This is a genomic window from Pseudomonas sp. 2 (assembly GCF_056627435.1).
Genome location: NZ_JBWXNG010000005.1, coordinates 71341 through 83701, shown reverse-complemented (window position 1 = coordinate 83701; position 12361 = coordinate 71341). Strand labels below are relative to the sequence as shown.

Genomic DNA, 12361 nt, shown 5'->3' with positions numbered 1-12361 from the left:
GTACCGGGCCCGGAGTGCAACTTCCTTATGCAGTCCTTTCAGGCTAGAAGGTCTCCACCAGGGCCAAGGGTGGAGGTTGACCGGTGGTTAGACTGAGTCGCGATAACCCGTCGCGCCGTGATCGCGATGCCAGAAGACGACTAGCGGCCGCCACCCAGATCAATGAAAGTCCCGGTGGAGTACGACGCCTTGTCCGACAGCAGCCAGACAATCGCCTCGGCCACTTCGTCAGCCAGGCCACCACGGCCCATGGGAATGGTCGGCTCCAGCTTGCTGACCCGTTGCGGATCGCCGCTGAGGGTGTGGAACTCGGTGAAGATGTAACCGGGACGCACCGCATTGACCCGCACGCCCTCGCCCGCCACTTCCTTGGCAAGACCAATGGTGAAGGTGTCCAGCGCGCCCTTGGAGGCGGCGTAGTCGACGTATTCGCCCGGCGAGCCCAGCCGCGCCGCCACCGAGGACACGTTGACGATGCTGCCACCGTGGCCGCCGTGGCGCGGCAGCATGCGCAGCAGCGCGTGTTTGCTGCACAGCATGGGGCCGACCACGTTGCTCATCATGATCTTGAGCAGGCGAAACTCGGACATGGTATCGACCCGGGACGTCTCGCCCACGGTGCCGGCATTGTTGACCAGCGCGGTGATGCGCCCAAGTTCGGAGTCGACCCGGGAAAACAGGCGGATGATTTCGTCTTCGTTGCTGACGTCGGCCTGGACCGCGATGGCATGCCCGCCCGCCTCGCGAATCTGCCCGCAGACCCGTTCGGCTGCGGCGTGATCGGAAAGGTAGTTGATACAGACGCGATAACCCTGCGATGCCGCCAAAACTGCCGTGGCCGCGCCGATACCTCTGGAGCCGCCAGTGATGAGGAGGTTTTTATCCATGGAATTTCCGATTAAAAATCCAAGCCTTTTAGAGGGGTGCCACACGTGGTACGTCAGAGCGTGTCGTTGCTAGAGGGTGCTCTCTTCGATGCGTTTGCGCGCCGCGCTAATATCCGCCATGAAGCGGTCCGCTGGCAATGGATGCCCCAGCAGATAACCTTGCAGCGAGTCACATCCCAGCTGCGTCAGGAAGCTTTGCTGGCTGGTGGTCTCCACGCCCTCGGCGACGATGCGCAGGTTCAGCGCCTGGCCCAGGGCGACGATGGCCGAGACAATCGCCGCGTCATCGCTGTCGCGCTCCAGCTCGCGCACGAAGCCGCGGTCGATCTTCAGCTCGTTGGCCGGCAAGCGCTTGAGGTACATCAGGCTCGAATAACCGGTGCCAAAATCGTCGATCGACAGGTCCACGCCCATGTCCGACAACTTCTGCAGCACGGTCATGCTGGCATCGGCGTCGCTCATGGCGGTGGTTTCGGTGATCTCCAGGGTCAGGCAGTTAGCCGGCAGCCCGTGCGTTGCCAGAGCTTGCGCGACGTTTTTCACCAGCCCCGCATGGCAGAACTGCAGCGCCGAGAGGTTCACCGCGATGCGCCAGTGAGTGAATCCACCGTCGTACCAGACGCGCATCTGCCGGCAGGCTTCGTTGAGCACCCACTCGCCGATGTTGATGATCAGGCCGGTCTTTTCGGCCAGACCGATGAATTTGTCCGGCATCAGCAGGCCGTGTTCGGGGTGATTCCAGCGCACCAGCGCCTCGGCGCCCACCGGATCGCCGGAACCTGCAGCGAACTTGGGCTGATAATGCAGGCAGAACTGGTTTTCGCGCAGGCCGATGCGCAAGTCCTGCAGCAGTTGCAGTTGATTGCGTGCGTTGGTGTTCATCGAGGCGTCGAAGAAGCTGTAGCCGTTCTTACCCGCGCTCTTGGCGTGGTACATCGCGGCGTCGGCGTTCATCAGCAGCTCCTGCTGGGTGCGGCCGTTGCCCGGGTACAGACTGATGCCGATGCTCACCGTCACTTGCAGATCGTGGTCCTGGACGTTGAACGGCTTGCTGACCAGCGCCACCTGGCGCGAGGCGACTGTGGTGGCGTCGTCGATTTCTTCCAGTTCCACCAGCAGCACGAATTCGTCGCCGCCGATACGGGCCAGGGTGTCGTGGCGGTGGAAATTCTCGCGCATACGCGCCGCCACTTCCTTGAGCAGCAGATCGCCCACGTGGTGGCCGAAGGCATCGTTGACTGGCTTGAAGCCGTCCAGGTCCATGAACATCAGCGCGAACAGCCCGCCCTGGGAATCAACCTTGCGCATGGCCTGCTCGATCCGGTCGGCCAGCAGGATGCGGTTGGGCAGCCCGGTCAGGGTGTCGTGCAAGGCCAGCTGGGTCAGCTCGCGGTTGGCTTCGCTCAGGGATTTGGCCAGCTGCGCGGTGCGCGCTTCCAGACGCGCATCCAGCACCGAAGTGAGCAGCGAGATGGCCATCACCGCAAGGCTGGTGACCAGCACCAGTTTGTCCAGGCCGTCGGCGCGCAGGCCGGTGATGGCCGCGCCACAGAAACTGCCTTCCGGGAAGTTCGCCGCCGCCATGCCGGTGTAATGCATGCCGACGATGGCAAAGCCCATCACGACTGCCGCACCGCCACGCCACAGGCGCACGTAGGGCGTTTCCTTGCGCAGGCGTAGAGCGATGAGCAGTGCAGCGGCCGACGCCGTCACGGCAATGATCAGTGAAGCGACGAACAGCGTGGGGTCGTAATCGATGCCCGGCTGCATGTGCAAGGCAGCCATGCCGGTGTAATGCATGGTGCTGATGCCGGTACCCATCACCAGCGCGCCGAACAGCACATGCAGCAGCGGCACGTGCTTGTGGCTGACCAGCCACAAGGCAAACCCCGACGAGGCCACGGCCACCAGCAGCGAGAACAGGGTCAGGGAGAGATCAAAACCCAGATCGATCGGCAGGCTGAAGGCGAGCATGCCGATAAAGTGCATCGACCACACGCCGATGCCCATGGACAAGGCACCACCGCCAATCCACATGGCCCGTGATCGGCCACTGGAAGCCACGATGCGCCCGGCCAGGTCCAGCGCGGTGTAGGACGCCAGGATCGCCACCAGAATGGAGACCAGGACCAGCGACAACGTGTAGTGTCCAATCAGCATGGGGCGCGACTCATGACTCAACCAGGAAAGGCTCTGACAGCCCAGGAATACGGCGGCGGATTCTACCGGTTTTCCCAGGAAAGTCGCGGTCTATCCGTCGCAATCATGGCAAAAGGCCTTGACCCTTGATCAGCGACGGCTAAAAGCAGGTTCCTGTTCCAGCCCGGCGTGCGAATCCCAGCCGCCACCCAATGCCGCGATCAACTGGACGCTGGCAATCAGTCGGCTTTGCAGCAGTGTCAACACGCTGCGTTCGTTACTCAATGCAGTGGTCTGTACGTTCACTACATCAAGATAGCCAATCAATCCGGCTTTGTACTGGTTACTGGTCAGACGCAGCGATTCGCGGGCGGCATCCAGCGCCTCCTTGCGCACCCCGGCCTCCTGTTCATACACGCGCAATTGCGCCATGTAGTCCTCGACTTCCTTGAAGCCGTCGAGCACGGTCTGGCGGTATTGCGCCACGGTCTGGTCATACACCGCCTCGGTGCGGTCGACCTCCGCGGAGCGCTGGCCGCCATCGAACAGGGTCATGGCCAGTTGCGGCCCTACCGACCAGAAACGGTTCGGCAGGCTGATCCAGTTGCTGAAGGTACTGCTGCTGTAGCCGCCGTTCATGCTCAGGGTCAGGTCCGGGTAATAGGCGGCCTTGGCCACGCCGATGTTGGCGTTGGCGGCCATCACCGAGCGCTCGGCGGCGGCGATGTCAGGGCGGCGCTCAAGCAGTTGCGACGGCAACTGCGCCGGAATCTGCGGCAGTGCGGGAATGCTGGTGGTCGGCGCCAGGGTGAAATCTGCCGGCGGCTGGCCCATCAGCACGGCAATCGCGCTCTCGAACTGCGCCCGCTGCCAGGCCAGGTCGATCAGGTCGGCCTGGGTGCTCTTGAGCTGGGTTTGCGCCTGGGCCACGGCGTCACGCCCGGAAATCCCGGCGCGGTACTGGTTCTGGGTCAGTTTCAGCGAACGCTCGTAAGCCTCGACCGTGGCCTCCAGCAGGCGCTTCTGCTCATCGATCACCCGCAACTGCAGGTAGTTCTGCACCAGTTGCGACTGCTGGCTGAGACGAATCGACGCCCAGTCGGCCAGGCTCGCCTGGGCGCTGGCCTTGTCGGCTTCAAGGCCACGACGCAGCTTGCCCCAGACGTCCGCTTCCCAGCTCACGCCCAATTGGGCGTTGTAGGTGTCGCGAATTCCGCTGCTGGAGCTGCTCAGGCTCGAATTGCTGCTGCCGGTGCCCTGGCTCGAACGGTTCTTGCTGGTGGTCAGGTCCAGCGTCGGGAAGAACGCGCCCCGGGCGCTTTTCACCAAGGCAAGCGCCTGGCGGTACTGCGCCTCGTTCTGGGCGATGGTCTGGTTGGACGTGTTGAGCTTTTCGACCAACGCGTTCAGCTGCGCATCGCCGTAGATTTCCCACCAGGCCCCCTTGGTGATCGCATCGCTGGGGTTGGCCTGGGTCCAGCCGTCGGCCTGTTTGAAGTGCGCAGGCGAGGCCACGTCCGGCTTTTTATAGTCCGGGCCGACGGCGCAGGCACTGAGCAGCAGCGCGCAAAGGCTGACGCCGAAGATGCGCCGAAATGGCAGCGGCCGCTTGCAGGCAGAAAGAGTCGGACGAGTGTTCATAGCGGCGTTTCCAGAGCGGCATCCGTCTGCACCCCGCGCCACTTGTTGAAGCGATGGCGCAGACGGTCGAGGTAAAGGTAAACCACAGGCGTGGTGTACAGCGTGAGAATCTGGCTGAGAATCAGGCCGCCAATGATGGTCAGGCCCAGCGGGCGGCGCATTTCCGCACCTTCGGCGCTGCTGAGCAGCAAGGGCACGGCGCCGAGAATCGCCGCCAATGTGGTCATCAGAATCGGCCGCAGACGCTGCAGGCAGGCATTGCGGATCGATTCCAGCGGGGTCATGCCGCTGCCGCGTTCCAGTTGCAGGGCCAGGTCGATCATCAGGATCGCGTTCTTTTTCACCACGCCGATCAGCAGGAACAGCCCCAGCAGCGAAATCAGGCTGAACTGCCCGCCGGTGAGGTAGATGCTCAGCAGCGCGCCGACCCCGGCCGACGGCAGCGTCGACAGGATGGTCAGCGGGTGGATGTAGCTCTCATAGAGAATCCCCAGCACCAGGTACACCGCGACCAGCGCGCCGAGAATCATCCACGGCTGGCTCTTTTGCGTGGCGGCGAAGGCGTCGGCGGTGCCGGCCATCTTGGCGATCACGTCTTCCGGCAAGCCGACAGCCGCCACGGCGCGCTCGATGGCCGCAGTGGCCTGATCCAGGGTCACGCCGTCGGCCAGGTCGAACGAGATGTTGTCCGAGGCGAACTGCCCGTCGTGGGTCACGCGGTCGTCTTCCAGGCTGCGCTCGTAATGGGCGATGGTCGACAGCGGCACCCGCGCGCCGTCGGCGGTGATGACCTGCACCTGCTCCAGGGTCACCGGGTCCAGCGCGTACTTCGGATTGACCTCCATGACCACCTGATACTGGTTCAGCGGGTCATAGATGGTCGACACCTGGCGCTGGCTGTAGGCGTTGTTCAGCACCGTGGTGACCATGTTCATGTCGATGCCCAGGCGCTTGGCCGCGTCGCGATCGACGATGAGCGTCACTTGCTGGGTGCCGCCGCCGTCGTTGGCGTCGATGGCGGTCAGCTCCTGGAGGGATTTCAGCGCGGTGACCACTTTCGGGTACCAGGCCCGGAGCATTTCCAGGTCGCCGCTTTGCAGGATGTACTGGTACTGCGAGGTGGTCTGCTCGCGACCGCCGCCCAGTTGCAGGTCCTGGTCAGGCTGCAGGAACAGGCGCCCGCCCGGCACTTGCGGCATTTCCTTGCGCAGGCGCTCGACCACCTGCTCGGCGCCGATCTTGCGCTCGGCGATCGGCTTGAGGCGCACGATGATGAACGCGTTGCCGGTGCCACCGTTGCCGCCGATGAAACCAGCCACGCTTTCCACCGCCGGGTCCTTGAGGATTGCGTTGCGGAACACGTCCATCTTCGGCTGCATGACCGAGAACGACAGGCCGTCGTCGCCGCGCACAAAGCCCATCAACTGACCGGTGTCCTGCTGCGGCAGGAAGGTCTTGGGCACCACCACGTACAGCGCGATGTTGACGCCGATGGTGATCAACAGCGTGATCATGGTCAGGCGCCGATGACGCAAGGCCCACTGCAGGCTCTTGTCGTACCCGGCGACCATGCGCTCGTTGACCCGCTGGGTCCAGCGTTGCAGGCGGTTCTCGCTGCCCGGCACATGGGGTTTGAGCCAGCGCGCGCAGAGCATCGGCGTCAATGTCAGGGACACCACCAGCGAGACGATGATCGACACCGAGAGCGTGATCGAGAATTCGCGGAACAGGTTTTCCACCAGCCCGCCCATGAACAGGATCGAGATGAACACCGCCACCAGCGACACGTTCATCGACAGCAGGGTAAAACCCACCTCCTCCGCGCCCTTATAAGCGGCCTGCATCGGCGGCACGCCCTCGTCCATGTGCCGGGAGATGTTCTCCAGCACCACGATGGCATCGTCCACCACCAGCCCCGTGGCCAGGATCAGCGCCATCAGCGACAGGTTGTTCAACGAGAACCCGCACAGGTACATGATGGCGAAGGTGCCCACCAGCGACACCGGCACTGCCAGGGTCGGGATCAGCGAGGCGCGGAAATTACCCAGAAACAGGAACACCACCAGGATCACCAGCACCACGGCGATCAACAGGGTCATTTCCGCTTCATGCAAGGTGGCCTTGATCACCGGCGAGCGGTCCATGGCCAGGTCGAGCTTGACGCTGGCGGGCAAAACGGCCTGCAACGCCGGCAGCTGGGCCTTGATCGCAGCCACGGTTTCGATGATGTTGGCCCCGGCCTGGCGGTTGATCACCAGCAATACGGCGGCGTCCTTGTTGAAGAAGCCGCTGTTGTAGCGGTCTTCCACCGAATCCTTGACCTTGGCCACGTCTTTCAAGCGCAGCGCCGCGCCGTTCTGGTAGTGGATGATCAGCGGCTCGTAGTCCTTGGCCTTTTCCAGCTGGTCATTGGCCTGCACCTGCCAGTTGTGGTCGGGGTTTTCCACGAAGCCCTTGGGCCGCCGCACGTTGGAATTGGAAATGGTGGTGCGCACGTCGTCCAGCGACACGCCGTACTGGTCCAGCAACTTGGGTTCCAGCTCGACCCGCACCGCCGGCAGCGAGCTGCCGCCGATCTGCACCTCGCCCACGCCGCTGACCTGGGACAGGCTCTGGGACAGGATGGTCGACGCCAGGTCGTACAGCTGGCCCTTTTCCAGCACATCGGAGGTCAGCGACAGCACCATGATCGGCGCCTGGGACGGGTTGACCTTCTTGTAGGTCGGCATGCTGCGCATCCCGCTGGGCAGCAGGTTGCGCGAAGCGTTGATCGCCGCCTGCACCTCCCGCGCCGCGCCGTTGATGTCGCGGTCCATGTCGAACTGCAGAATCACCCGCGTGGTGCCCTGGCTGGAGCGGCTGCTCATGGTGTTGACCCCGGCGATGGTGCCCAGGGAGCGCTCCAGCGGTGTCGCCACGCTGGAAGCCATGATTTCCGGGCTGGCACCGGGCAGCGTGGCGCTGACCACGATCACCGGGAAGTCCATGTTCGGCAGCGGCGACACCGGCAGCAGGCCGAAGCTCAGGCCGCCCAGCAGCATGATCGCCAGGCTCAGCAGCATGGTCGCCACGGGGCGGCGGATGAACGGGGCTGAAAGGTTCATGCGTCAGCCCGATCCAGAGCGGCGGGCGCCTGTGGCTTGCGGTTCCAGCGGCGGCCCAGACGATCGAAAAACAGATAGATGACCGGCGTGGTAAACAGCGTCAACACCTGACTCACCAGCAGCCCGCCGACCATCACCAGACCCAGCGGCTGACGCAGCTCTGCGCCGGAACCGGTGGCGAACATCAGCGGAATGGCGCCGAACAACGCCGCCAGGGTAGTCATCAGGATCGGCCGGAAGCGCAACAACGCCGCCTCATAGATCGCCGTCTGCGGGTCGATGCCGCGATTGCGCTCAGCGTCCAGGGCGAAGTCGATCATCATGATCGCGTTCTTCTTGACGATGCCGATCAACAGAATGATGCCGATGATGGCGATCATGCCCAGGTCGTTGCCACTCAGGATCAGCGCCAACAAGGCGCCGATGGCTGCCGACGGCAGGGTCGAGAGGATGGTGATCGGGTGGATGTAGCTCTCGTAGAGCACGCCCAGCACGATGTACATGGTGATCACCGCCGCCAGCACCAGCAGCAGCGTGCTCGACAGCGAGGCCTGGAACGCTTCGGCGGCGCCCTGGAACTGGGTCTGCACGCCGATCGGCATGCCAATGTCCTTCTGCACCTGCTCGATGACCTTGACCGCCTCGCCCAGGGCCACACCGGGCGCCAGGTTGAACGACATGGTCACCGCCGGGAACTGGCCGATGTGGGAAATCGCCAGCTGCGCCTGACGCTGCTCGATGCGCGCCAGGCTCGACAGCTTGACCTGCCCGCCATCGGTGGTCTTGACGTGGATCTGCTCCAGCGCCTTGGGCCCCAGATCGTTACCAGCCGCAGCCTGCAGCACCACGCGGTACTGGCTGGCCTGGGTGTAAATGGTGGAAATCTGCCGCTGGCCGAAAGCGTCGTACAGCGCGTCGGTGATGTTGGACACCGAAACGCCTACCCGGCTGGCGGCGTCGCGGTCGATATTGAGGTACACCTGCAAGCCCTTGTCCTGCAGGTCGCTGGCCACGTCGCTCAGCTCCGGGCGCTCGCTCAAGGCGTCGACCAGCTTGCCGCTCCACAGGGCCAGCAGCTCGGAGTCCGGCGAGGACATGCTGAACTGGTACTGGGTGCGGCTGACGCTGTCCTCGATGGTCAGGTCCTGCACCGGCTGCATGAACAGGCGGATGTCCGAGAGTTGATCGACCTGCGGCTGCAGGCGCTGGATCACCTGGGTCGCCGACAGGTCACGCTCCTTGTGCGGCTTGAGGTTGATCAGCATGCGCCCGCTGTTCAACGTGGAGTTGTCGCCGTCGACGCCGATATAGGACGACAGGCTGACCACGGCCGGATCCTGCAGGATGACTTTGGCCAGCTCCTGCTGACGCGCACTCATGGACGCAAATGACACCGACTGCGGCGCTTCGGTGATGCCCTGGATCACGCCGGTGTCCTGCACCGGGAAGAAGCCTTTGGGCACCGCCAGATACAGCAGCACGGTGATGCCGAGGGTGGCGATGGCGATCAGCAGGGTCAGCGGCTGATGCTTGAGTACCCACTGCAACTTGCGCCCGTAGGCGGCGATCAGCCAGTCGATCCACACGCCGCTGGCGTGGTAGAAGCGGCCCTGTTCTTCCTCCTTCGGCTCGCGCTTGAGCAGGCGCGCGCACATCATCGGCGTCAGGGTCAGGGACACCACCAGGGAAATCAGGATAGCCACCGCCAGGGTGATGGCGAACTCACGGAACAGCCGCCCGACCACATCGGCCATGAACAGCAGCGGAATCAGCACCGCGATCAGCGAGATGGTCAGGGAAATCAGGGTGAAGCCGATCTGCTTGGCGCCCTTGAGCGCGGCCTGCAGCGGCGTCTCGCCCTCCTCCAGATGCCGGGAAATGTTCTCCAGCATGACGATGGCGTCGTCCACCACGAAACCGGTGGCGATGGTCATGGCCATCAGGGTCAGGTTGTTGACCGAGAAACCGGCCAGGTACATCACGCCAAAGGTGCCGACCAGCGACAGCGGCACAGCCACCGACGGGATAATGGTCGCGCTCAGGCGGCGCAGGAACAGGAAGGTCACCAGCACCACCAGCACGATGGAAATCATCAGTTCGTGCTGCACGTCGCTGACCGAGGCGCGGATGGTCTGGGTGCGGTCGGTCAGCACCGTGACGTCGATCCCGGCCGGCAGGTTGTCGGTGATGCTCGGCAACAGCGTCTTGATCCGGTCGACCACTTCGATGACGTTGGCGCCCGGTTGACGCTGGATGTTCAGCAGCACCGCCTGGTTTTCATTGGCCCAGGCTGCCAGACGCTCGTTTTCCGCGCCGTCGGCAATCTGCGCCACGTCCTTGAGCCGCAGCGGCCCGCCGTTGGCGTAGGCGAGGATCAGGTTGGCGTATTCGTCAGGGGATTTGAGCTGGTCGTTGGCGTCGAGCATCGACACCCGGGTCGGGCCGTCGAAGTTGCCCTTGGGCGTGTTGACGTTGGAGGCGCTGACTAGCGTGCGCACGTCCGACAGGTTCAGGCCATTGGCTGCCAGCGCTTCAGGGTTGACTTTGATCCGCACGGCCTGACGCTGGCCGCCGGCGATGCTGACCATGCCCACTCCGCTGATCTGGGCGATCTTCTGCGCCATGCGCGTGTCGACCAGATCGTTGAGCTTGGGCAGCAGCATGGTTTTCGAAGTGATCGCCAGGGTCAGCACCGGCGTGTCGGCCGGGTTGACCTTGTTATAGGTCGGCGGCGCAGGCAAATCGTTGGGCAACAGGTTGGTCGCGCCATTGATCGCCGCCTGCACTTCCTGCTCGGCGACGTCCATGTTCAGGTCCAGGCTGAAACGCAGGGTAATCACCGAGGCGCCGCCGGAGCTGGTCGAGGCCATCTGCGTCAGGCCCGGCATCTGCCCGAACTGGCGCTCCAGCGGCGCGGTCACCGCGCTGGTCATCACTTGCGGGCTGGCGCCGGGATAGAGCGTCATGACCCGGATGGTCGGGTAGTCCACCTGCGGCAACGCCGAAACCGGCAGCAAGGTGTAGGCGATCAGGCCGGCCAGGACGATGGCCAGCATGCTCAGCGTGGTGGCGACGGGCCTGAGGATGAACAGGCGGGACAGGTTCATACGTTGCCTTTCTGCCCGGCGTCGGCGGCGGCCGACTCACCGGATTCCTTGTCCTTGGACGGTTTGCCCTGCAGTTTCTGGCCCGGGGTGGCCGGTACGTCCTTGCTGTCGTTGACCACTTCCACGTCGCTGCCGTCTTTCAGGCGGTCGGTGCCTTCCAGCACCACGCGGTCGCCCGCATTCAGGCCATCGCTGATGACCGTGGTGTTTTCGTCGCTGGGGCCGGTCTTGAGCTGGCGAATGCGCACCTTCTTGTCGCCGTCCATCACGTAGACGAAGGTGCCGTTGACGCCGAACTGCACAGCCGCCGACGGAATCAGCACCACGCCCTTGAGGGTGTTGGCCAAAAGACGCGCGTTGACGAACTGGTTGGGGAACAGCGCTTCGTTGTCGTTATCGAAGCGCGCCTTGAACTTCAGGGTGCCGGTGGTGATGTCGATCTGGTTGTCGATGCTCGCCAGCACGCCCTTGGCCTGCAGTTTCACGTCGCCGCGGTCCCAGGCTTCGACGGCCAGTTTGTCGCCGTTGCGATAGTGGCTGAGCACGTCGGCCAGGTCTTTTTCCGGCAGGGTGAAGTTGACGGTGATCGGTTTGGTCTGGGTGATGACCGCCAGCGCCGTGGTGTCGTTGGCCGCCACCAGGTTGCCGATGTCCAGCTGGCGCAGGCCGATGCGTCCGGAGATCGGCGCGCGGATCTGGGTGAAATCCAGGTTCAGTTTGGCATCGCCCACCGCCGCCTGATTGGTCTTGACCGTGCCCTGATACTGGCCCACCAAGGATTCTGCGGTGTCCAGCGTCTGCTTGGCGATGCTGTCTTCTTTGTACAGGTCCCGATAACGCTGTACGTCGATCTGCGCGTTCTTGAGCAGCGCCTGGTTCTGCATCAGCGAGCCTTCGGCCTGCTGCAGGGCGATCTGGTAGCTGCGCGGGTCGATCACCGCCAGCAAGTCGCCGGCCTTGACCTGCTGGCCTTCCTGGAAGTTGATCTTGACCAGCTCGCCCGCCACCCGGCTGCGCACGTTGATGGTGTTCATCGCCGTGACGGTGCCCAGTGCTTTGTAGTAGATCGGGAAATCGCCGGTGGTCGCCGCCGCCACACGCACCGGCACCGGGCCCGTGCTGCCGCCGAAACCGGGACGCGCCCCGCCCATTCGGCCTGCCCCGCCAGTGCGGCTCGCACCCTTGTGCGGCTGCTCGCTCTTCTGCGCGGTGGCATCGGTCTTGGCGGCCGACGACTCACCGGTCAGACGGGGCCAGAAATGCCAGCAGACACCTGCGACGATCAGGATAACCAGCAGGCTGAACAGCCAGCGACGAGATTTGCGAGGAGCAGACGATTGCATGAATGAGTCGACCAGTGTGCGCGTGAGCGTCTTCGGGAGGCTGAACAATAAGCATAGATACGTGCCAAGCAAAGGGCCTTTACCGGCAATTTACCTAGCGCTTACTTTGGTAAGGTGCTGACGTGCAAATGAAAACGGCC

The 12361-nt window shown here is 63.7% G+C and carries 6 protein-coding genes; all 6 read right to left on the bottom strand.

Going from position 1 to position 12361, the window contains the following annotated elements; genetic code table 11:
- Nucleotides 1–140 precede the first annotated feature (140 nt).
- The 6 genes from AC1MEK_RS10100 to AC1MEK_RS10075 all read right to left on the bottom strand — a co-directional run bounded on the left by AC1MEK_RS10100 (nt 141) and on the right by AC1MEK_RS10075 (nt 12221).
- Nucleotides 141–887 (bottom strand): SDR family oxidoreductase, encoded by a 747-nt coding sequence (locus AC1MEK_RS10100; protein WP_480396130.1) that lies wholly within the window; start codon nt 885–887, stop codon nt 141–143.
- A 69-nt stretch (nt 888–956) separates the two neighbouring features.
- Nucleotides 957–3047: a putative bifunctional diguanylate cyclase/phosphodiesterase gene (locus tag AC1MEK_RS10095; protein ID WP_480396129.1), complete on the bottom strand. Its 2091-nt coding sequence runs from the start codon at nt 3045–3047 to the stop codon at nt 957–959.
- Between the two features lie 129 nt (nt 3048–3176).
- Nucleotides 3177–4667, bottom strand: coding sequence for an efflux transporter outer membrane subunit (locus tag AC1MEK_RS10090; RefSeq protein ID WP_480396128.1), 1491 nt, complete (start codon nt 4665–4667; stop codon nt 3177–3179).
- The gene (locus tag AC1MEK_RS10085; RefSeq protein WP_480396127.1) at nt 4664–7771 is read right to left on the bottom strand and encodes an efflux RND transporter permease subunit; all 3108 of its coding nucleotides are present in this window, start codon (nt 7769–7771) and stop codon (nt 4664–4666) included. Before AC1MEK_RS10085 ends, AC1MEK_RS10090 begins: the two co-directional genes overlap by 4 nt.
- Nucleotides 7768–10878, bottom strand: coding sequence for an MdtB/MuxB family multidrug efflux RND transporter permease subunit (locus AC1MEK_RS10080; protein ID WP_480396126.1), 3111 nt, complete (start codon nt 10876–10878; stop codon nt 7768–7770). Before AC1MEK_RS10080 ends, AC1MEK_RS10085 begins: the two co-directional genes overlap by 4 nt.
- Nucleotides 10875–12221: an MdtA/MuxA family multidrug efflux RND transporter periplasmic adaptor subunit gene (locus AC1MEK_RS10075; RefSeq protein WP_480396125.1), complete on the bottom strand. Its 1347-nt coding sequence runs from the start codon at nt 12219–12221 to the stop codon at nt 10875–10877. Before AC1MEK_RS10075 ends, AC1MEK_RS10080 begins: the two co-directional genes overlap by 4 nt.
- Between the last annotated feature and the right edge of the window lie 140 nt (nt 12222–12361).

What these genes read in the sequence shown, in the direction of transcription:
- AC1MEK_RS10100 (WP_480396130.1), bottom strand. Translation starts at nt 887, where the DNA reads ATGGATAAAAACCTCCTCATCACTGGCGGCTCCAGAGGTATCGGCGCG.
- AC1MEK_RS10095 (WP_480396129.1), bottom strand. Translation starts at nt 3,047, where the DNA reads ATGCTGATTGGACACTACACGTTGTCGCTGGTCCTGGTCTCCATTCTG.
- AC1MEK_RS10090 (WP_480396128.1), bottom strand. Translation starts at nt 4,667, where the DNA reads ATGAACACTCGTCCGACTCTTTCTGCCTGCAAGCGGCCGCTGCCATTT.
- AC1MEK_RS10085 (WP_480396127.1), bottom strand. Translation starts at nt 7,771, where the DNA reads ATGAACCTTTCAGCCCCGTTCATCCGCCGCCCCGTGGCGACCATGCTG.
- AC1MEK_RS10080 (WP_480396126.1), bottom strand. Translation starts at nt 10,878, where the DNA reads ATGAACCTGTCCCGCCTGTTCATCCTCAGGCCCGTCGCCACCACGCTG.
- AC1MEK_RS10075 (WP_480396125.1), bottom strand. Translation starts at nt 12,221, where the DNA reads ATGCAATCGTCTGCTCCTCGCAAATCTCGTCGCTGGCTGTTCAGCCTG.